The sequence below is a fragment of the Marinobacter sp. C1S70 genome (assembly GCF_000475355.1).
GTDB lineage: Bacteria > Pseudomonadota > Gammaproteobacteria > Pseudomonadales > Oleiphilaceae > Marinobacter > Marinobacter nauticus.
This window is the reverse complement of the sequence record NZ_AXBW01000023.1, coordinates 19,712-40,968: the sequence shown is the minus strand read 5'-3', so window position 1 is coordinate 40,968 and position 21,257 is coordinate 19,712. Positions and strand designations below refer to the sequence as shown.

The window sequence follows — 21,257 nt, the reverse complement described above, 5'->3', positions numbered from 1 at the left end:
AGGTATGCCCGTGGCATCGATCCCTGTACCCGATCTCTGGCCCATGGCCCGAACCGGACAACGCTGGCTGCTCAGAGCCAAACGCCGGGAAGCCGGTGTGGACGGTCATCGCATGATTTTTCTGGAACGCGGCCGGCCCGGCCCGGGGCGTCCGACCCTGGTGCTTATCCATGGCTTTGCCTCCATGAAGGAGAACTGGGCGCTCTGGATGCAGAAGCTGCCTTCGGACTGGCATCTGCTGATTCCGGACCTGCCGGGGCTGGGCGAAAGCCAGTATCAGCCCGCGGCCAGCTATCGCTACGAACGCCAGGCAGAGCGGCTGAGGGATTGGCTGTCTGAATACCCGGGCGACAACCTGCATCTGGCGGGCAGTTCCATGGGCGGTGCCATTGCCGCAATCCTCGCCCATAAGCTGGACCGGCCACCCCGCTCGGTCACACTGCTCAACAGCGCCGGCATCCCGGAACACCCGGATGTGGATATCAACGCGCCCTTCAAGTCTGATCGCGATGCCATTCTTATTCCTGGCGACTGGGCCGGCGTTTACCGCATGTTCAACAGCGTCGGGAATGGCAAGCCCACGGTACCCGGACTGGCCATGACCGGTCTGCTGGGGCCTGACCTGCTCAAACGGCAAGCGTCGCTGCGGCACATTTTCAACGATATGCTGGCCGATGCCCTGGCGCCCGCGCGATTTCTTGGCCCAGACACTCCACCCCTGCAAGTGCAATGGGGTGATCGCGACGTGATCACACCAACCCGTTGCGTAGACTGGTTTCGTACCGCCACACCCAATGCTGAAGTTCACGTGTTCCCGGGTGTCGGCCACCTGCCCATGCTGGAACGCCCGGGCCAATCCGCCAGGGTGTTGCAGGAGTTTGTTCAACGACAGGTGAGATAAAGCAATTGGCCTCTCTGGCCCATTGACCCGTCAGCGAAGTCATGGGGCTCAACCGTGCAAAGCGCCATAATCGGTTCCAACGAGCTCCCTTACATAACAACAACACACGCTGACGAGGAACATCATGCGCGCCTCTGTTTCCAATTCTCAGGATCTGGGCATGCCGGCCATCTACCTGCATACCCTGGCCGAGCTGCTTCATACCATTGGTGTTGATGAACGGGACCTGATTCTGAGAGTCGGGCTGGATCCCACCCGGCTCAATTCCACCGAACTTCGGGTCAGCCAGGCCCAGGCCAGCGAGTTTGTGACCCGGGCCATCATTGAAAGTGGTGAGCCGGGGCTTGGTATCCTGCTGGCAAGGGAACTCAAGCTGCCCCTGCACGGTGCACTGGGTACCGCTGTCATGAGCAGCCGCACGCTGGCCGAGGCTCTGGAGCTGATGACCCGCTATCTCACCTTGCGGGCACCGCATCTGAAGGTAGAGAAGCGAGTCGCAGGCAGCAATGTCTGGTACGCGGTCAAATGCGATATCGAGCTGGGCCCATTGCAGGGATTCGTTCTGGATGCTGTGCTGTTCGGCTGCGTTTCCATGGGGGCACAACTCACTGGCAGCCCGGTGCCCGGAACGCAGGTTTTGCGCCGCGGCCCGGAACCCAATCACTTTCACCGGTTCCGACGCTCCATCGGGGTGCCGGTGGACTATGGTGCCAGTGAAGATGCCCTGGTGATTCCTGCCAGCCAGCTCAATCTGCCGGTGCAGTTCAGTAACGATCAGTTGGCGGTCAGTTCGCGGGAACAATGCGAAACGGCACTGAAACAGCTAAAAGAAGATGCCGGGTTTGCCTGCCGTGTTCGACGGGTGATCGAAACCAGCCACCCGTTTCCGCCAAAACTGGCCCGGGTGGCCTCCACCCTGTATGTTTCAGAGCGCACCCTGAAACGCCGGCTGCAGGAAGAAGAAGCCAGCTTCCAGGCCCTGGTGGACCAGGTGCGCCTGGAGCGCGCGCGGGATCTGCTGGCCAGCACCACCATGAATCTGAGCCAGATTGCCGACAGCCTGGGCTATGCCGACGCCGCCAATTTTACCCGGGCGTTCAAACGCTGGACGGGGCTGAGCCCCAGCCACTTTCGCAACCGGGAACTGCAGACCGCGGAAACCGCCTGACTCAGTCGATGCCCAGAATCTTGTGCATCTGCAAGGTTAACCGCCATTGCGGATGCGCCAGGCAGTAGTCCGTGGCTTTGCGGGTATTGCTTTGCTTGATGGCATCCGGCCCACCCTCCGGCACAGACGGTGAGGCCATGGGTGACAGGAAGTAATGCCTCGCCCGGATGTGCAGAAATCGCTCCGGTGGCGCCAGCGGCTGCGGGTAGACCAGCTTCAGCTCATCACACTCGGCAATGACCACCTCGGCATCGGCTTTCGGGCTGACACACAGCCAGTCGATACCTTCGGGCGCAGGCAATGTGCCATTGGTTTCCACCCCAACCTCAAACCCGGCCCGGTGAAAGGCCCTGATCAAAGGCTCATCCAGTTGCAGCAGAGGCTCACCACCGGTACAGACCACATAGGGCCGGCCAGGAGCATCGGGCCACAGTGACCGGATATGGGCGGCCAGGGTCTCCGGGGTGTCGAAGCGGCCGCCATTCTGGCCATCGGTACCGACAAAATCTGTGTCGCAGAAATTGCACACCGCATTCGCCCGGTCTTTCTCACGCCCCGTCCAGAGATTGCATTTGCTGAACCGGCAGAACACCGCCGCGCGTCCAGCCTGGGCGCCCTCACCCTGGAGAGTGTAAAAGGCTTCCTTGACGCGGTACATCAGGCAAGACGCTCGTAGGTCAGTGGATCGGTGACGCCGTTGGCGGCAAAGGCCTCCAGCCGCTCGACGCAGGAACCACAACGTCCGCACGCCTTGTCGCGGCCGTTGTAGCAGGTCCAGGTCTGGCTGTAATCGAGGCCCAGCTTGAGCCCTTCAGCCAGGATCTGGCCCTTGTCCATGGCCATAAAGGGTGCCTCAATGCCCACGGGCTCGTAGTTGGCCACCCGGCACACAGCATCCATTTTTTCAACAAACTCCGGCCGGCAATCCGGGTAAATGGCGTGGTCCCCGCCATGGGCTCCATACCAGACCGCGCCCGCCCCGGTAGTCACCGCATACCCGGTCGCCAGCGATAACAGGATCATGTTGCGATTGGGCACAACCGTGGCTTTCATGGTGTCTTCTTCATAATGGCCTTCAGGCACTTCGATGTCGGACGTCAGAGAAGAGCCGGACATCACCTCACTCATGGCACGGATATCAATCACTTTGTGGGGGATACCTTCAGCCCGGCAAACATCGGCGGCCACATCCAGTTCCCGCACGTGGCGCTGGCCATAGTTGAAGGACAGGGCATGTACCTTGAGCCCCCTGGCGCGGGCCAGGTGCAACAGTGTGAAAGAATCCATACCACCGGAATAGATAACGACAACGGAGTCAGTCATGAGGGGTCAGCACCAGTTTTTCAGAAGGGTGTGTCATCGGGCTTTTACAAAGCGTGGCCATATTGTAACAGTGACAAACCGAGTTGGGTTCGCGTCCTGGCAAGATCAGGGGTAAACTCGAAAGAAAACGACAAAGCACCAGCACCGATTCAATGAGCTCAGACTTCAGCCCGGCCTTTATTGACTTTGAGGCGTCCAGCCTCGACCTGATCGCCAGCTACCCGATTGAGGTAGGCATCTGCATGCCCGACGGGGCACTGCACAGCTGGCTGATTCAGCCCCATGTGCTCTGGCAGGACTGGTCTGAAAGCGCGGAAACCATTCACGGAATATCACGGCAACGGCTGTTGCAGGAAGGCATGCCGGTTAGCGAGGTGGCTCAGCAATTAAACAAGTTGTTGCCGGAGCAGGTATTCTGTGACGCCTGGACCTTCGACAGCTTCTGGCTACACAGGCTATTCCGGGCTGCCGGTGAGGTTCCGGCGTTTCAACTGGAATCCATTTCCATGCTGCTCGACCCGGGCCAGGTACGCCACTGGTCAGGCATCCGCCAGCAGGTGATTGCCGAACTCGGGCTGCCCGTGCATCGGGCAGCCAACGATGCACTCATCCTGCACAAAACCTGGGAACGGGTTATTTGCCGGGGCGAAGCCGCAGTGCAATAACTTCCAGGCCATCTCGGATGGTATGAAGTGTCCAGTAGGTGGCCAGTGCCATCAGCGCGGCACCAGTAACCGTAAAGGACAGGTTCTCACCCACCACTTGCCCCTGCGCCATCACCAGATAAACGGCAACCGCTACAATCAGGGCAATCTCGACAATAAAATCAGAACGGAACTTGTTACGGGCAGGTCCGGGTTCTTCGGGCATTTTCTTCGGTTTCAACCTCTGGATATCAATTGGATAACTGGATGTATTGAGTGGTTGAATTATCGCCAAAGCCGCCATAAATGGCTGTACGAAGTAGTGGCTACGAACTTACCGAGATGGCAAAAAAAACGCAGCCCATCGGGCTGCGTAGAAAGGAGAGATCCATTCGATACCTGCCAGGCAGGTACCGCGGATTGCACAACGTAAAAACACGTGACAGGGAGAAGTATGAGGATTTCCCGCCGGTGCGTCTGTACGGGTTTGCCGAATGAGCTGGGCTATTGCAAACCGTCCAATTGCCTATACACTGATGACTGAACCGAATCCACAGAGCCGATATGACCAGGATGATTTCAAAGCACACCGTATACTCAGCCGCCGGTTGCCAGATTGGGCAGGCCGTGCGTGCCATGGTGAAAGACAGCTAACGGCTTTCGGTCAGTCCCGGGAGCCGTTGCGGCAACCGGGGCAGCTTCTCCGCCAGACCCCGGTTGCCTGTGAGGCTCCGGGGTTTTCTGTTTTTGCAGCCGCAAAACGACAAGGAGAACATCATGAGAAGACATCCGACATCACGTGCAGCGAACCAGCCCATGGCCAATCGTCAGGCTCCGATCAAGCGCCCGGAGAAGCTGCCGCTGCTGGATGCAATCTGCAAGAAACTCAATCAACGAGTCAACCTGGATGACGAGCAGCGGGTGCTGGGTCTGTACGAGCGGGGCTGGATTTTCAAAGGCGTACTCAGCAATCTGGACGGCGCCGAAGCCCGATATGTCCGGGCTCTTGCGACCCGCTACAACTCCTGGATTGCCCGCCAGGTAGCCTGATCAGACGTGCCGCCAAAGCCGCAGGCTGAACCGGTCAATGATGCCGGTTCAGCCCATCCATCATCGACAGATCACCGCCATGGACCATGGCGTAGTTGTTCACCACATCGTAAATCTTTTCCTGGGAGTAGGGCTTCACCACATAGCCATTCGCGCCGGCACTGATGGCACGTTGAATACTCTCAATGGAATCGTCTGCGGTGACCAGCACAATATGCTGGTTCTCCCGAACCTGTTTGAAACGGGTCATCAGTTCGTGACCGTTACCATCCGGCAGTCCCAGATCCAGCAGAATGATCTGGAACTCACTGGCCTCGAACGCCGCCCTGGCAGAGGCAGCATCCGCACATTCAGACACGCTGGTAGCACCGGCTTTGTAAAGCATGTCGACCAGACGCTCCCGCATCACCGGCTCATCTTCGACCACCAGTACTCTGAGATCACTCATTACACTCTCCTGTTCTGTGCCCTGGCTCAGTAGGTATCGTTGCCGGTTCGGCGCGGCAAGTCCAGAGGTGCGGGCCCGGGGCGGACATCAACCGGTTCATCACCGGCGGGCCCGCCATGGTCACCGACGGACGGTGGCGCGGTCACCCGGGTGAGAATATTGGCAATGCTGACTGCCGTTGTATAGAGGGAAATGGAGACAATCAGCAGTACCGGCTGCACAAAGGCCACAAAGCCCGGAATCTCCGAGTTCCCGGTCATACTCAGGATCAGGATGATGGCCGGCCCAAGGACCACGAACAGCGTCAGGGCAATAAAAAACACAATCCGCTCTTTGTAGCGCCCCAGATCGCGATTGGTCACCAACCCCAGCACAAACTTGCCGATAGCCAGGCCGGCCAGAATCGCCGCAGCAATACTCAGGTCGGGCCGCATCAGGGACTGGTACAGGTTGCCATCCCAGAGCCGCTGCATGGCAATGACAAGAAACGGAAACAGTACGAACAGTATGTCGGCGTATGTGCCATACATCATGCTCAGGGAATAATGTTCCTGTTTTTGGTTATCGCTCATTGGCCTGTTCCTTTGTGGTTTTCGACGACCTCTGGTGACCCTCAAGGGCCCGGTCAATCATGGCGTTCAGGATGGTCAGTTCCTGTCGAATCATCCCCCTCTCTCCGGGGCTTGAGCGTACACATCGCTCAAGTATCCCTGCCTGTTCTGTCATCAACGGATAGCCCATGGCACCGGCGGTGCCCTTGATCTGATGGCTCTCGGACTGCAATTGCTGCAACTGTCCCTGGGCCAGCGCGGCTTCCATGCGCCGCTTTCGCTCAGCCAGGCTATCGAGGAAACGGTTCACCAGCGGACCAATGTCATCGTCAACCGCCTCGCCGACCCATTGTTCCACCGGCAGATAGCGATCCAGCAGGGCCTGCAGGTGGGCATGGTCAATGGGCTTGTTCAGCACCCCGTCGCACCCGGCCTCCAGCAAGGCTTCATTCTCTGCCTGATCACCGGCGGTAAAGGCAATGATCGGGCGCCGGAAACCCGCCTGACGCAAAAGCCGGGTGGCCGCAACGCCGTCCATGCCGGGCATGTGGCGATCCATAAGCACCAGTTTCACGGTTTCCGACAGGGCCCGGCGAACCGCCTCTTCCCCATTGGTCACCAGCAAGGGCTCTGCGCCGGTGCGGCGGAGCATCCGCTCCACCAGCCCACGGTTATCATCGTTGTCTTCGGCCACCAGCACCTTGCCGCTGTATCGGTGACCGGAACCCACCGCCGTTTCCGCCGACAACGCCAGGTAACGGGCCAATACCTCGTAAAAGCGCTGCTTGTCGATGGGTTTGGCCAGGTGATCATTGCATCCCGCCAGACGATATTCGGCGATATCCTCGGCCATAACATTGGCCGTAAGCGCAACCACCGGGGTGTTAACACCTGCTTCCCGCAACGCCAGGGTGGCATCCCGGCCATTCATCACCGGCATCTGGATGTCCATCAGAATCAGATCGAAGTGCTCGCGGGTGGCGCGTTCCAGGGCTTCCGCGCCATTACTGACATGCACCAGCTCGGCACCGGTGCGCCCCACCAGCAACGACACCAGCCGACGGTTTACATCGTTATCCTCGGCACAGAGGATGCGGCCCGACAACCGGGGCGCCATGACCATGGCAATGGCCCGGCGCCGCTGGCTGAACTCGGAGGCATCCCGCAGGAAGTGAACCTGCGTGAGTTCACCGGTGCTGATGCACACTTCAAATTCACTGCCTTCACCGTAGGTGCTGGACACCCGGATATCACCGCCCAGCAGTTCCGCCAGCCTCCGGGATATACTGAGGCCGAGCCCCGTGCCGCCATACTGGCGGGAAATTGCGGTGCTGCCCTGGGCAAAGGGATCAAACAGACGGTCCAGCTGTTCCGGCTTCATGCCAATCCCGGTATCTACCACTCGGGCGTATAGCTTCTCGGCGTCGCGGTCACAGCGAACAATCAGGGAGATAGACCCATTTTCCGTGAACTTCAGGGCATTTCCACACAAATTAATGATAATTTGTCGGTAACGGGTTGGGTCGGTCCGGATCTTCTCGGGCAGGGGATAATCGCAGATGATACTGAAATCCAGGCCCTTTTCCCGGGCCCTGGGGGCGAAGAAGGCACGGATTTCATCCAGCAACTCCGGCAGATTGACCGGCACCACATCAACATCCAGCTTGTTGGCGTCGATCTTTGAGTGGTCGAGGATATCGTTCACCAGCTCCAGCAGGTGCCGCCCGCTGCGAACCACCGTTTCAGCGCTGCTGCGTTTCTCGGTTTCGTTCAGATCCGGGTCCAGCAGGGTTTCGCCATAACCGATGATGGCCGCCAGCGGGGTCCGGATTTCATGACTCATATTGGCCAGGAACTGGCTCTTGGCCTGAGCGGAATTCCGGGCCAGCTCTTTTTCAAGCCGCTCCTGCTCCCGCTCCCGCTCGATCTGCAGGCGCTGATGGCTTTCTGTGGCGTCAATACAGGTGCCTTCGAGATGCATGGGCAGGCCCTCAGCATCATACACCGTGTGCAGGGAGATAGTGGCCCAGCGCTCCTCGCCCTGACGGGTCAGGTAACGGGCCTCAATCCCCTTGACCGTGCCCCGGGCTTCCAGTTGCTCGACCACCAGGCGCCGCAACCGCTCGTCGGCAATGCAGGTTTCCAGCACATCCGGGTCTCGCACCAGCAGCTCACGGCTGCTGCTGTAGCCCAGCAACTCTGCCATGGCCGGGTTGGCGGTCACAAACCGACGTTCCGGTGACATCTGGAACACGCCTTCAATGGCGTTATCAAACAGCGACTGGTAACGCCTCAGGTTTGCCAGAGCGCGCTGGTTCCAGGCCAGGGCCTCGCCCTGAACCTGCTTGATTCGGTCAGCCAGGGCAAAGGAAAACAGAATGATCTGGGCCGTCAGGCCGAACTGTGGCGAATAGCTGGTAAAGGTATTCAGCGGCAGGTAACCCATCACCGTCAGCGCATAGATACCAAACCCGATCAGGGCCAGGGTCCAGGCAAAGAAATAGGAGCGTGCTGCCGGGTTGTAATAGCGCCAGGACAGATAACTGACCACAATCAGAATGATACTGAGCAGAATCGAGCCGACCACAATCCATTCCATGGCCACCGAATAGGGCATGAAAAACGACAAACCAAAGGTGGTGACGACAGAGGTCAGACATAACCGGAGTACATGATCCAGATCGGGCGAGCGTTGCCGGGTTTCCAGCAGCGAACGGGCCATCAACAGGCCAAAGAACCAGGTCAGGATAATCTGGAAATGGAGGTATTCCTTGTTGAGCAAGGCTGGCCGGCTATCCAGCAACTGAACCCCGTGCACCTGTTCGGTACCGATGAATACCGCCGCACATACCAGGTAGAGCACGTAGTAGATGTTGCTGCGCTCCCGCACCGATACCGCCACAAACAGGTTGTAAGCCAGGATAGCCAGGATGGCACCCAGCAGCAGCCCGCGTACGGCTTCGTCGATGGAGACCTTTTCTATGTAACTGTCCGGGTGCCAGAGGGTAATCGGCAGGCGGAAGGTGTTGGTGTTGGTAATGCGCAGGAAAACCGTGGTGACGGTGTCTGGCGACAATCTGAGCCGGAAGGTCGGGTTTGGCACGGCCAGATCACGGTCGTCCCAGCTGTCCAGATACCCGGTCTGGCGCTGTTCCACCAGTTGCCCATCCCGAACCAGATACAACCGAACATCGTCCACCAGTGGCAGCGCCAACTCCAGTATCCAGTCCGAGCGGGAGGTCAAACGGCGGGTGCTCAGGTCAAAGCGAGTCCAGTAGGCGGAGCCGGTATAACCGAAGTTGAGTACGCCACCATGATGACGGGTCAACCTGTCCTCGCCTGCGGCGCGAACCTCATCAATCGTCAGTGACTGCTCAGGATCTTCCAGGTACCAGAGGCACTCGCCCAGATCCGGAATGCTACCGGTGTTGTGATCCAGCATGATCTGCCCATCCCGGCAGGCATTCTGGGCCTTCGCCACAGATGGCAAAACCAGAACGGCCAGAAACAGGAGCAGAACCACCGTCCGCACCGGGATATGGGCAAACCGTTGCTGCAAAATGTGATCTCCGCGCGGGTAGCTGCGTGCTTTATCGTTTATTGTCAGCACTCGTCACTTTAGCCGTTCACACGCTTTTTCGCACCCCGGGGTCACCTGAAATGAGACATTCCTGCCTTTTTGCTGCTGTTTCACTCACGTTACTGACACTCAGCGGGTGTCGGGTCGACAGTGGCGGCGATTCCTCGTCGACGTTAAATCCGGCCAGTAATGTTGATCTCACCTTCAGCACCTTCGACCTGGCGGATACAGACCGTGCCCCGAATACTCTGAGCAAAACCCGCTTTGCTGACTTCTATCCCGGTATCGAGCCGAACGGCGCGGACCAGACCGCGGAGTACCAGGCAACGGCTGCCGACATCCGTCGCCATATCGACCGGTTTATCGGTGCCGAGCCCACCAGCGACGGAAAAAGCTACCGCAAGGTCCGTAACCCTCTCGATCTGATGAATCAGGTGATCAGCGTAGGGCGCGTTGATAATTTTGATGAAGGGCGGGGCTATATCCGCAGGCGCATTGAAGCCGATGAATCAGGAACCTATAACTCCAGGGCCAACCAGGCCTCCATCCGATTTACCGATCAGGCTGCAACCCTTGAAAACCAACCTCTGAATGCCCGGGAATGGCGATATCAGACCCTGGACTGGCGTTACCAGGCTGGCAGCGAAACCGGGCATGTTTATCGAACTATCCAGCACGTTGCCCGCAGCGTTGACGCCGAAGACCGGGATAAACAACCACAACTGCTGAGCGTTCTCGCAGGCTCGAGGTTCAGTGCAGCCTCATTCAGCGCCATTGACTACAACCAGCCGGAATACGCAACAGCAGACTACGTGTCACGGGATTACGGCGGCATCGAACTGCGCCAGGAATTCATCGGAACTACCCAGAAAGATACCTTGTATATTAAAAGCCCGGAGCACGCGGTCATCGATTTCAGTCGACACGGCTTCAATATGGAGGACGACAGCCCGGACTGTCTCCGCATTGAACTGGATTACGGCATGAGCACGGTCCATCTGTTCGTCTCCAACGACGAACCGGCAAGAATTCCGGATCCGGAGGAAGATCCAGCCGATTACGAGAACGCCGATGACATTCCAACCGTCAGCAATCCGGCAAACTGTGCCAATCAGCCGGAAACGGAATTCCTGATGTCCTGGAATGCAGAATCAACACCTGACCGACAGTAGCAATCGTCTCTGCAGAACCGGGCCGGTTACAGGTCCCAGTTCTGCAGAAAGCCCTTTTTTCGGCAGATCATCCGTTCGTATGTGGAAATCATGATGGCCGCGTGGGGGGCTTTGGTCAGGCGCAGGGTTTCAATACGACGCTCCAGGCGCTGCACCTCATCGCAGATCTGCTGCTGCACGTGGGAACGAACACTGTCGTGCTGATCAAGCTTGACGCTACGCTGCTCAGGCGGGGGAAATTGCGGCTTTTCCATAGTTAACCTCGTCCAATGAGTGTGGAAAACATCCTTATTGATTGATGCCAAGTGTGCCGAACTGTCAGACAAAGTGCAATTACAATGAACAAGCTTTCACTTTTTTTGACAGATTCTGGCGTCAGGCCTTGAGCGCCAAGGCCTGGCGCCTTAATGAAACGCTCAGGCTGCCACCAGTCTCCGCTGGTTTTCCGGCAACACCGGGAACTGTTTGCAGACAGTGTAGACGAAACGGGCCAGGGCTGGTAAGTGATGGCCCACAATCGGAAAACCGGTGTTCAACAAGCTGACGGAAATGTCCCGGGCCGGGTCCGCCCAGCAAAGTTTATTGATCAGCCCGACATGGCCAAACGCATAACGGCTTTGCTGGCCCCAAAGGCCAACAGGATTGCTGCCCAGCATCATGCCGGCACTGAATCGCATGGGCACCAGCATGGTCCTGTCCATCTGCAGTGAGCCAAATTGCTGGATGGCACGGCGAACCGTGAGTTCGCTGCAGATGCGCTTGCCATCCCAACTGCCACCATTGAGCATCATCTGAAAGAAGCGCCCCATTTCTTCGGCCGTGCCACACAGATTTCCGGCGGGGATCACCGCCTCCTGGAAGCGGGGGTCGTTGGTGACTTTCTCCACCGTCCGGATATCACCGCCCAAGGCGCGGTTCACCACCCAGGACACCGGAAACCGGGGTGTCGGCCCGGTCGCATAATTGCTGGCCAGCTCGTGCAGGTGTTCGGGAGCAATGCCATAGGTAAACCATTTCATACCCATGGGCCGGCGCAGGTAACGATCCAGGTAGCTTTCGATAGTGTCGCCGGTCACCTTTTCCAGCACCCGCTGCAACACAAATCCACCGGTAATGGCATGGTAGGCCACCTTGGCGCCGTCCACTTCGACTGGCTTTGCGGCGCACAGAAGCCGCCAGATTTCGTCGCGGTCCCAAAGCACGTCGATCGGCGTTTCCCGGGGTATCGCGGGGATACCGCCCCGGTGGGAGAGAATCTGATGCACGGTAATCGTGCGCTTGCCGTTACGCGCAAATTCCGGGCAATAGTAGGACACCGGGTCCATCAGGTTGACCAGCCCCTGCTCGGACAACATATGCATCAGTAACGCGGTGACTGCTTTGGAGGCGGAAAAGAAACAGATCGGGGTGTCGGTGGTCATGGGAATGCGCGGCAACGAGGCCGGATCGTGAGGACCATTACCCCGGGCGTGTCCGATCGACCGGTGCAATACCTGCTCACCCCGATAACGCAGTGACAACTGAATACCGGGATGCACGCCCGTTCTGTACAGGGCCTCAACACTACGCCAGACGGCTTCGGCGGCGTTACCGTCGAGCCCGACCCGATCCGGATGTTCACCGGCGGAGTCGCAAAATGTCACCTGGGTAAGGTCCCGAGGTACATTACAGGTATGCAGGGCACGGCGGGCGAGTGAATGCATGATAAACGCCTTATCAGTCTTGTTATTGGTGGGTGCTCCAGAGGTTTTTCGACCGGGGCCGGAAAACGTGACTATCTGAAACCATTATGGACTGGCTGAACCGCCTGTGCCATGGCGATACAGTTCCGACCCTGTTTTTTGGCCCGATACATCGCCTTGTCGGCGGCAGCGCAAAGTGCATCCAGGGTATCGCCATGGTCAGGAAAGACCGCCACGCCAATACTGATGGTCAATCGAATGTTGTGGCCGGATTCCAGGGCCACCGGCTGATTGCAGACACGCTGGCGCAAACGCTCAGCCGTTTCCTCAGCTTCGGCAACGTCCATTTCCGGCAGAATAAGGACAAACTCCTCGCCCCCGAAACGGCCCAGGGTATCAACGCTGCGAACGCTGTCCTCGAGCAGACTGCTGATGGAACAGAGCACGGAATCCCCTGCAGCGTGGCCCCAGGTATCGTTGATTTCCTTGAAGTGGTCAAAGTCGATCCACAATAACGCGAGGGGACGGTTGTACCGACGCGCCCGCTCCAGCTCTTCAATCAGCACCCGTGAGCACTCCCGGCGGTTGAGCACGCCGGTCAGTGAGTCCCGCGTCGCCAGTGCTTCGAGCTCGTTTTCCAGCTGCTTTCGGTCGGAAATATCCAGAATAATGCCCTCAAGCACCATGGTGCCGTCATCATCCAGCACACCGCAGCCCCGCTCCCAGACCCATATCTTCCGGCCGTCCTTGCGGGTAATGGCGTACTCGACGGAAAAGGACTCATCTTTGCGGACCGCCGCTTCCACTTCCTGCGCGACCTGTCCGGCATCTTCCTCATCCATAAGGGCCGCGTAGCTGGTGGTTCGATTACGAATCAGCTCATCAGGTTGATACCCCGTGAGATCGGCACACCCGGCCGATACGAACAACATGGTCCAGTCTTCGTCGGGCAGGCAACGGTAGGCCATACCCGGCAGGTTATCCATCAGCACCGTCAGCTGTCGTTCACGGCGGCGGAGGGCGCGGCGCTGGTCGGCTTGCAGGGACAGCAGCAGGCGATCCTTGTGGAGCTGGCGCAGAATCACCGTGAACAGCACCAGGCTGGTCACCACGACAAACAGAAATCCTTTCCACGTCTGTACCAACGACAACATGCGGGGATCCGGAAACCAGAGCTCGGCAATGCGATCCGAGAAGGCAATCCAGATAAGCCCGGCCATCAGATACACCAGAGTTGCCCACAGCGCCCGTCTCAGCGGACTGTAGCTTCCCTTCAGTCGGGTCAACCCCGGATAATCCGGCCGTTCTGACTCCATGCGAATTTCCTTGTTGCCTCTAGATTCCTATACAAAAAGTAGACAGTTACAGGTCATGAGTCGAGAAGGATTTGCAGTTTCAGTCGGGATCAATGACACTAAACGTGACACATAATCGCGTTATGGATAACAAGAATGAGATTGCACCAGCATCTGCCTCGGGCCGTTGTGGCCACCATTACCCTCGGCCTGGCTGCCTGTAATGGCGGTCACAGCCCATCCGCTGCCGTTCAGGCCCATGCCGCCAACAGCAGCCCGGCGAGCCCGGAACTGGCCGCGGTTTACCAGCGATCCTGCCAGACCTGTCACGCCCGCGGCACCTCGGATGCCCCCTTGACTGGCCACGGCGAGGCCTGGCAGCCAAGGCTGGCCAAAGGCATGGAAAGCCTCGTGGATAACGTGGTCTCTGGCATCGGTGGCATGCCACCCTACGGGCTCTGTATGGACTGCAACGCAGAGCAGTTCCGCCAGTTGATTCGCTTTATGGCCACACCCGCCGAAACGGAGGAGCACTGACGATGCAACGGCGCCATTTCCTGCAGTTACTGGTCAGCACTGCCATCGCCAGCCATCTGACCGGTGCCAACGCCAGTGAGCGCGCCTTGCCGGCTGCGGGCGAGCCATCACAAAGCCCTTTGCCCTGGCGAAACTGGTCCGGCTCCCAGACCTGCCTGCCCGAAAACCGGATTGCTCCGGCCAACATTGACGAGCTCCGGCATCTGCTGCAGAACCCTGACCATGCGGGGACTACCATACGGCCCGTGGGGTCCGGGCACTCATTCTCGGCCCTGGTACCCACCGACGGCATTCTGGTCTCATTGGCGCGCATGATCGGTGTTCTGAGCCACGATGATCAGCAGTGCCAGGCCCGCATCGCTGCCGGAACCCTGCTGGGGCAGGTAGGCCGGCCGCTGGACGCCATCAACCAGGCATTGTTCAACATGCCGGACATTGATCAACAGGCATTGGGCGGGCTGTTAGCCACCGCGACCCACGGCACCGGCGCCGGGTTGATGAGCCTGTCCGGCTATGTCGAAGCCCTCACGCTGATGACCGCCGGGGGCGAACTGCTGGAATGCAGCCGGCAACAGCACCCGGAGATTTTCCACGCCGCCCGGGTTGGCCTCGGCTGCCTGGGCATTGTGACCGACGTGACCCTGCAGAACACCCGACCTTACCGGTTGCGCAAGACCACCGAGTGGCTGCCACTGGACGACATTCTGGATGCTGCCGATGCCCGCGCCGACCAGCATCGCAACTACGAGTTCTATTACATTCCTTTTTCCGGCATGGGTTTTACCAGCCAGCATGATCTGACCGACGAACCGGTATCGGCCACCACCCAGCTGGACCAGAACGACGGCGCCCGGGATCTTCAACGGGCGCGGGACTACCTGGCCTGGTCGCCCCGGTTACGCCGTCTGATTCTGGGCGGCTATATCCGCTCCCTCGACAAAGAAGTGAAAGTGGCCGCGTCCTGGCAGAACTACACCAGCGACCGCAATGTCCGTTTCAATGAAATGGAATACCATTTGCCGCGGGAAAACTGGCAGGCGGCCTTCCGGGAGATTGTGTCTGTAGTGGAAGCACAGTTTCCCGAGGTGTTCTTTCCTTTCGAGGTTCGCTTTGTGAAGGCCGACGATGCCTGGCTCAGCCCGTTTTACCAGCGCGATTCCGTCTCCATTGCGGTACACCGATTCTTCGAGGAAGACTATCAACCCATGTTCGCGGCGCTGGAGCCGATTTTGCTGCCGCACGGCGGCCGGCCCCACTGGGGCAAGCTCAACACCCTCAAGTCCGGCGATTTCAGGGCCCTGTATCCCAGGTGGCAGGATTTTCTGGAGGTGCGGCGCAGCCTGGACCCGGGCGGGCGGTTTCTCAATCCTTACCTGGCCAGCCTGTTCGAGACGGCCGGGGAGAAAACGTAACCATGGCCCACAGTGATGCCTTTGTTCGACAACGCCGCCGGCTTCTGCTCGGCGCCACCGCCCTGGGTGCCGCCGGCTCCCTGGCCTGGCTGCGACCAGAAGCCCGCCGGGACGGACATAACCCCTATTTCCGGGCCCTGGACGTTGCCCTTACTGAAGCCGGCCAGGCAACCCCCACGCTGGTGCTGGATCAGGCCAGGCTGGAGCACAACCTGTCGGCCCTGAACAGCCACCTGAACGGCGAATACCATTACCGCATTGTGGTCAAATCACTGCCGTCACTGCCGCTTCTGCAACGAATCATGGCGGCCACCGGCAGCAACCGGCTGATGGTTTTCCACCAACCCTTTCTCAACACCGTGGCCGAGGCCCTGCCTCAGGCGGATGTGCTGATGGGCAAGCCGCTTCCGGTGGCCGCCGTTGACCGTTTCTACCAGCAGCTCACATTCAGTACCAGCGGCTTCCGGCCAGAACAGCAACTGCAATGGTTGGTGGATTCCCGGCAGCGGCTTGAGGCCTATGAAGGTTTCGCCCGGGCACAACAACGCCGGCTGCGGATTAACCTGGAGATCGATGTTGGCCTGCATCGTGGCGGGTTTACCGACACCGGTGACCTGGCTCGGGTCCTCACCATGATTGAACGCTCGCCCTGGCTCAGTTTCAGCGGGTTCATGGGCTACGAACCTCATATCATGAAAGCACCGGGGCCAGCGGCCTGGCTGCGGGACCGGGCCATGGCGCGGTATCAGGATTACGTGTCCACCGCCGAGCAACACCTGGGACGCTCACTGACAGACCTGACACTTAACACCGGGGGGTCCACCACCTATCAGCTCTATCGCGGGCTGTCCGGCGAGCTGCCCGTGAATGAGCTCTCCGCCGGTTCCGGCCTGGTAATGCCCGCGGATTTCGACCTGCCAACACTGGCTGAGCACCGGCCCGCGGTGTTCATTGCCACGCCGGTCCTGAAGCTGCTGGAAACCACCCGGATTCCAGGTGCACCCGGGCTGGGCCGGCTGCAGGCGCTGTGGAACCCCAACCGGGCCCGCACGGCCTTCATCTACGGCGGCTACTGGCCGGCAACGCCGGTGTCACCGGCAGGATTAACCGATAATCCGGTTTATGGCCGATCCAGTAATCAGGAAATGCTGAATTTCGCCGATGGGCTCGACCTGTCAGAGGGCGACCGGGTATTCCTTCGGCCGCACCAGAGCGAATCGGTATTCCTGCAATTCGGCGATCTGGCCGTCTTTGATCCGGTCAGGGGAGGCATTACCGAACGCTGGCCGGTGTTCCGGGAAGGATGAACTCGTTGGCGGCACATGCTTTAATCGGTGCTACGTTCGATCCAACCGACAGGAACCGTCATGACCCCCGCAATCAACGCCGCCAAACAAGCCCGGGTGAACTACACCATCCACGAGTACGAGCACGATCCGGCTGCGGAAAGTTATGGCGAGGAAGCGGCGGAAAAAATCGGTGCAAACCCGGCCCAGGTGTTCAAGACCCTGGTGGTCAGCCTGGATGGCAAGGATCTGGCGGTGGGCATCGTACCGGTCACCGCCATGCTCGGGCTGAAACAGATTGCCAAGGCTGCCGGTGCCAAGAAAGCACTCATGGCCGACAAACAGCTGGTGCAGCGCACCACCGGCTATGTCCTGGGTGGGGTCAGTCCCCTGGGCCAGAAAAAACCTCTGAAAACCTTCATCGACCAGTCTGCCGAGGACTTCGAAACGATCTTTGTCAGTGCCGGCAAACGGGGCCTGGAAATCGAACTGGCACCCGCCGATCTGGCCCGACTGACCCAGGCCCGGTTCGCTCTGCTGCAACAGGAGTAAGGGGGTGAATCACTCCAGCGACCTGATCCTTATCGGTAGCACCCTGCTGCTGGCACTCGCTGCGCACGCCGTGGGCCAGAAGGTACACGTGCCCCGGGTGACCCTGCTGCTGTTGCTGGGCGCCCTGGCTGGACCAGATTTGCTTGACCTGCTGCCGGATAACGCAGACCAGAGCTTCAGCCTGATTACCCAGTTAACCCTGGCGATGGTGGGTTTTCTGCTGGGAGAACGAATGTCGGCGCGGGATCTCAGGCAGGGAAAAGAAGCGCTGATTGTCAGCCTGGCCGTCACGTTGCTGACCGCCGTGGCGGTCATCCTGGCGGTCTGGGCCGTCACCGGCAACCTGCCGGCGGCTCTGCTGCTGGGCGGCATTGCCACCGCCACGGCACCGGCAGCGACCCTGGATGTCCTGCGCGAAGCGGGCGCCAACGGCCCGCTCACCCGGCTGGTGTTTCAGGTGGTCGCCATCGACGATGCCTGGGGCGCCATTCTGTTCAGTGTTCTGTTGGTGGCGGCCGGTCTGTTGCTGGGCAACGGCGACCTGAGCGGCCCCACGGCCATGTTGCACGGGCTCTGGGAAGTGGCAGGCTCGGTGCTGCTGGGTATGGTACTGGGGTTTCCCATGGTCTGGCTGACCGGGCGGCTACGGCCGGGTGAACCCATGCTGCTGGAATCCGCCGGGTTTGTCTTTGTCGCGGCGGGGCTGGCCAGCTGGTTTGGCCTGTCGTACCTGCTGACCTGCATGACCCTGGGCATTGTGGTGGCGAACCGAGCCCGACATCACGTTCGGCCGTTCCGTTCCATCGAGGGCATTTCCGAGCCCTTCCTGGCACTGTTTTTCTTTATGGCCGGGTACCAGCTCGACTGGCTGGCGCTCCCCACCCTCGGTGCGCTTGGCCTGGCCTATGTAATGGCCCGCATTGGCGGCCGACTGGCCGGTGGTTACCTGGGCGGCCTGCTCGCCGGCTCCGCCCCGGAAACCCGGCAGCGTATCGGCGCCTGCCTGATGCCCCAGGCCGGCGTTGCCCTTGGCCTCGCCCTGGTGGCCACCGAGCGGCTGCCGGAGCTTGGCTACATTCTGCCGCTGGTGATTGGCGCTACGGTGCTATTCGAGTTAATCGGCCCGCCGATGACGCTGCTTCAGCTACGCAAGGCCGGTGAAACCGGACAGGGCTACCAGGAAGAGCCAGACGAATAAAAAACCCGGTGAGCCTCAAGCGCACCGGGTTTCGGGGATTCATGCCGGGCCAATGGCCCGGCTGAAACACTGGCCTTACTTCACGGAATCCCGAGCCTCGGCCAGGATCTTGTTGAACGTGGCGCTCGGCTGCATGACCTCGCACACCTTCTCCATGGGCGGGTGGTAGTAACCACCGATATCGGCCGGATGGCCCTGCACCACGGTCATTTCTTCCAGGATCTTGTCCTTGTTCTCCTCCAACTGGGCAGACAGCTTGGTGAAGAATTCTTTCAGTTCCTTGTCTTCATCCTGTTTGGAGAGCTCTTCCGCCCAGTAGCGGGCCAGGTGGAAGTGGGAACCACGGTTGTCCAGCTCGCCGGTTACCCGCGACGGAGACTGGTTGTTTTCCAGCAGTCGCTCGGTGGCCTTGTCCATGGTCTGGCCGAGCAGGCGGGCACGCTCGTTGTTCTGCTTCTCGCCCAGCTCGTCCAGAGACACCGCGGTGGCCAGGAACTCACCCAGGGAATCCCAGCGCAGGTGGTTTTCCTGAATCAGCTGCTGTACGTGCTTGGGCGCGGAACCGCCGGCACCGGTCTCATACAGACCACCGCCGTTCAGCAGCGGCACGATGGACAGCATCTTGGCGCTGGTGCCCAGCTCCAGGATCGGGAACAGGTCGGTCAGGTAGTCACGCAGCACGTTGCCGGTGACAGAGATGGTGTCCAGGCCGCGAATCAGACGCTCCATGGTCCAGCGAATGGCGCGAACCGGAGACATGATGCGAATGTCCAGACCTTCGGTGTCCAGTTCAGCCAGGTAGGTTTTGACCTTCTTGATCAGCTGGGCATCGTGGGCACGCTCATCGTCCAGCCAGAATACCGCCGGCATGCCGCTGGAGCGGGAACGGTTAACCGCCAGCTTGACCCAGTCGCGGATCGGCAGATCCTTGGTCTGGCAGGCACGCCAGATATCGCCTTCCTCAACCTTGTGCTCGGTCAGGACAGTGCCGTCTTCGGCCACAACGCGCACGACACCGTCTTCCTTCATTTCGAAGGTCTTGTCGTGAGAGCCGTACTCTTCGGCTTTCTGCGCCATCAGGCCCACGTTCGGAACGGTACCCATGGTGGTGGGGTCAAACGCGCCGTGGGTCTTACAGAAGTTGATCACTTCCTGGTAGATGGTGGCGTAGGTGGACTCCGGCATCACCGCCTTGGTGTCCTTCAGCTTGCCATCACGGGCCCACATCTTGCCGGAGTTACGGATCATCGCCGGCATGGAGGCGTCGACAATGACATCGCTCGGCACGTGCAGGTTGGTGATCCCTTTAACAGAATCGACCATGGCGATTTCCGGACGGTGCTCGTAGCACGCGTGCAGGTCTTCCTGAATCTGCTCCTGCTTCGATTCCGGCAGTTGCTTGATCTTCTCGATCACGGACGACAGGCCGTTGTTCGGGTTAACACCGATTTCCTGGAACAGCTCACCGTACTTGTCGAACAGCTCCTTGTAGAAAACCTTCACCGCGTGACCGAACACGATCGGGTGGGAGATTTTCATCATGGTGGCTTTCACGTGCAGGGAGAACATCACGCCGGTGTTCTCACAGTCGGCAATGGCGTCTTCGAAGAACTTCACCAGCGCCTTCTTGCTCATGAACATACCGTCGAGCACTTCGCCTTCCTGCAGCGGCAGGTCGGATTTCAGAACGGTCTGTTCGCCCTTTTTGTTCTCGAACACGATGCGGGCGTTGGTGGCCTTGTCCAGGGTCACGGACTGCTCGCTGGAGTAAAAGTCGCCACCGCGCATGTGCGCCACGTGGGTACGCGAGGCCGGGCTCCATTCGCCCATGGTGTGCGGGTACTTACGTGCGAAGGCCTTGACCGCGGCCGGCGCGCGACGATCGGAGTTACCTTCACGCAGTACCGGGTTAACGGCACTGCCCAGCACCTTGCTGTAACGGGCGTGAATTTCTTTCTCTTCGTCGGTCTCCGGGTGCTCCTTGTACTCGGGCACCTTGTAGCCTTGCTCGTTCAGTTCTTTGATCGCGGCACGCAGCTGGGGAATGGAGGCGGAGATGTTCGGCAGTTTGATGATGTTGGCGTCCGGATCCTTGGTGTACTCACCCAATTCAGCCAGGGCATCCGGAACCCGCTGGTCTTCCTCAAGGTAGTCCGGGAAGCCTGCCAGAATACGCGCCGCGAGAGAGATGTCGCTGGTTTCGAAGTCGATGCCAGCCGGCTTGGCGAAGGTTTCCAGGATGGGAAGCAGTGACCGGGTGGCGAGGGCGGGGGCCTCGTCGGTCAACGTGTAGACAATCTTGGCTTTGGATGATGTCATTTTCGTCCTCAGGCTATTGGGTGGGTTCAGGACGGTCATGGCGCGGTCGGGCGTCTTGTGAACGTCCGGTCGGGCCAGTGACTGATTCGGAACTTTTGATAGACCTACTAAGATAGCATTTTTTACAAAATTTTGGTTA

At 59.5% G+C, this 21,257-nt stretch carries 20 protein-coding genes; 10 read left to right on the top strand and 10 right to left on the bottom strand.

The window, feature by feature from the left end; all coding sequences use genetic code 11:
* Positions 1 to 43: 43 nt before the first annotated feature.
* On the top strand, positions 44 to 901 hold the full coding sequence (locus Q669_RS07680; protein WP_370258380.1) for an alpha/beta fold hydrolase: 858 nt from the start codon (positions 44 to 46) through the stop codon (positions 899 to 901).
* 124 nt (positions 902 to 1,025) lie between these two features.
* Entirely contained in the window at positions 1,026 to 2,069 is a 1,044-nt protein-coding gene (locus Q669_RS07675) for an AraC family transcriptional regulator (protein WP_022991831.1), read from the top strand.
* A gap of 1 nt (position 2,070) precedes the next feature.
* On the opposite strand, the gene queE is transcribed toward Q669_RS07675, so the two are convergent.
* Entirely contained in the window at positions 2,071 to 2,727 is a 657-nt protein-coding gene (gene queE, locus Q669_RS07670) for a 7-carboxy-7-deazaguanine synthase (protein ID WP_022991830.1), read from the bottom strand.
* Positions 2,727 to 3,392: a 7-cyano-7-deazaguanine synthase QueC gene (gene queC / locus Q669_RS07665; RefSeq protein WP_022991829.1), complete on the bottom strand. Its 666-nt coding sequence runs from the start codon at positions 3,390 to 3,392 to the stop codon at positions 2,727 to 2,729. Before queC ends, queE begins: the two co-directional genes overlap by 1 nt.
* A gap of 152 nt (positions 3,393 to 3,544) precedes the next feature.
* Between queC and Q669_RS07660 the strand changes: the two genes are divergently transcribed.
* On the top strand, positions 3,545 to 4,057 hold the full coding sequence (locus tag Q669_RS07660) for a hypothetical protein (RefSeq protein ID WP_022991828.1): 513 nt from the start codon (positions 3,545 to 3,547) through the stop codon (positions 4,055 to 4,057).
* On the opposite strand, the gene Q669_RS07655 is transcribed toward Q669_RS07660, so the two are convergent.
* Positions 4,026 to 4,262: a hypothetical protein gene (locus Q669_RS07655; protein ID WP_014420082.1), complete on the bottom strand. Its 237-nt coding sequence runs from the start codon at positions 4,260 to 4,262 to the stop codon at positions 4,026 to 4,028. The two genes, Q669_RS07660 and Q669_RS07655, sit on opposite strands and share 32 nt — an antisense overlap.
* Before the next feature lie 551 nt (positions 4,263 to 4,813).
* Here Q669_RS07655 and Q669_RS07650 point away from each other — a divergent pair.
* Positions 4,814 to 5,086, top strand: a complete 273-nt coding sequence (locus Q669_RS07650) for a hypothetical protein (protein WP_031209774.1) — start codon at positions 4,814 to 4,816, stop codon at positions 5,084 to 5,086.
* Between the two features lie 34 nt (positions 5,087 to 5,120).
* Here the strand turns inward: Q669_RS07650 and Q669_RS07645 are convergent, their stop codons facing one another.
* From Q669_RS07645 to Q669_RS07635, 3 genes are read right to left on the bottom strand one after another with little or no spacing between them, the layout of a single operon-like run.
* Positions 5,121 to 5,534, bottom strand: a complete 414-nt coding sequence (locus Q669_RS07645) for a response regulator (RefSeq protein WP_011783682.1) — start codon at positions 5,532 to 5,534, stop codon at positions 5,121 to 5,123.
* Positions 5,535 to 5,560: 26 nt separating this feature from the next.
* Positions 5,561 to 6,106 (bottom strand): hypothetical protein, encoded by a 546-nt coding sequence (locus Q669_RS07640; protein ID WP_022991825.1) that lies wholly within the window; start codon positions 6,104 to 6,106, stop codon positions 5,561 to 5,563.
* Positions 6,096 to 9,644: a 7TM diverse intracellular signaling domain-containing protein gene (locus Q669_RS07635; protein ID WP_022991824.1), complete on the bottom strand. Its 3,549-nt coding sequence runs from the start codon at positions 9,642 to 9,644 to the stop codon at positions 6,096 to 6,098. The genes Q669_RS07640 and Q669_RS07635 overlap by 11 nt, the downstream gene beginning before the upstream one ends.
* Before the next feature lie 101 nt (positions 9,645 to 9,745).
* Between Q669_RS07635 and Q669_RS07630 the strand changes: the two genes are divergently transcribed.
* The gene (locus Q669_RS07630; protein ID WP_022991823.1) at positions 9,746 to 10,837 is read left to right on the top strand and encodes a hypothetical protein; all 1,092 of its coding nucleotides are present in this window, start codon (positions 9,746 to 9,748) and stop codon (positions 10,835 to 10,837) included.
* A 26-nt stretch (positions 10,838 to 10,863) separates the two neighbouring features.
* Here Q669_RS07630 and Q669_RS07625 read toward each other — a convergent pair whose 3' ends face one another.
* From Q669_RS07625 to Q669_RS07615, 3 genes are all read right to left on the bottom strand, one after another.
* On the bottom strand, positions 10,864 to 11,091 hold the full coding sequence (locus Q669_RS07625; protein ID WP_022991822.1) for a hypothetical protein: 228 nt from the start codon (positions 11,089 to 11,091) through the stop codon (positions 10,864 to 10,866).
* A gap of 162 nt (positions 11,092 to 11,253) precedes the next feature.
* Positions 11,254 to 12,540 (bottom strand): EstA family serine hydrolase, encoded by a 1,287-nt coding sequence (locus Q669_RS07620; protein WP_022991821.1) that lies wholly within the window; start codon positions 12,538 to 12,540, stop codon positions 11,254 to 11,256.
* 71 nt (positions 12,541 to 12,611) lie between these two features.
* On the bottom strand, positions 12,612 to 13,835 hold the full coding sequence (locus Q669_RS07615) for a sensor domain-containing diguanylate cyclase (protein WP_022991820.1): 1,224 nt from the start codon (positions 13,833 to 13,835) through the stop codon (positions 12,612 to 12,614).
* Positions 13,836 to 13,970: 135 nt separating this feature from the next.
* Here Q669_RS07615 and Q669_RS07610 point away from each other — a divergent pair, with 135 nt between their 5' ends.
* The 5 genes from Q669_RS07610 to Q669_RS07590 are packed head-to-tail and all read left to right on the top strand — an operon-like array spanning position 13,971 to position 18,799.
* Entirely contained in the window at positions 13,971 to 14,351 is a 381-nt protein-coding gene (locus tag Q669_RS07610; RefSeq protein WP_022991819.1) for a c-type cytochrome, read from the top strand.
* Positions 14,352 to 14,353: 2 nt separating this feature from the next.
* Complete coding sequence (locus Q669_RS07605; RefSeq protein ID WP_022991818.1) at positions 14,354 to 15,763, top strand: D-arabinono-1,4-lactone oxidase; 1,410 nt, start codon at positions 14,354 to 14,356, stop codon at positions 15,761 to 15,763.
* A 2-nt stretch (positions 15,764 to 15,765) separates the two neighbouring features.
* A complete protein-coding gene (locus Q669_RS07600) occupies positions 15,766 to 17,070 on the top strand; it encodes a DSD1 family PLP-dependent enzyme (protein ID WP_022991817.1) in 1,305 nt (434 codons plus the stop codon).
* 60 nt (positions 17,071 to 17,130) lie between these two features.
* Positions 17,131 to 17,601 carry a Cys-tRNA(Pro) deacylase gene (gene ybaK, locus Q669_RS07595; protein WP_022991816.1) on the top strand — a complete coding sequence of 157 codons (471 nt, stop codon included), beginning with the start codon at positions 17,131 to 17,133 and terminating at the stop codon, positions 17,599 to 17,601.
* Positions 17,602 to 17,605: 4 nt separating this feature from the next.
* The gene (locus tag Q669_RS07590; RefSeq protein ID WP_022991815.1) at positions 17,606 to 18,799 is read left to right on the top strand and encodes a cation:proton antiporter; all 1,194 of its coding nucleotides are present in this window, start codon (positions 17,606 to 17,608) and stop codon (positions 18,797 to 18,799) included.
* Positions 18,800 to 18,874: 75 nt separating this feature from the next.
* Here Q669_RS07590 and Q669_RS07585 read toward each other — a convergent pair whose 3' ends face one another.
* Positions 18,875 to 21,118 (bottom strand): NADP-dependent isocitrate dehydrogenase, encoded by a 2,244-nt coding sequence (locus Q669_RS07585; protein ID WP_011783670.1) that lies wholly within the window; start codon positions 21,116 to 21,118, stop codon positions 18,875 to 18,877.
* Positions 21,119 to 21,257 lie beyond the last annotated feature (139 nt).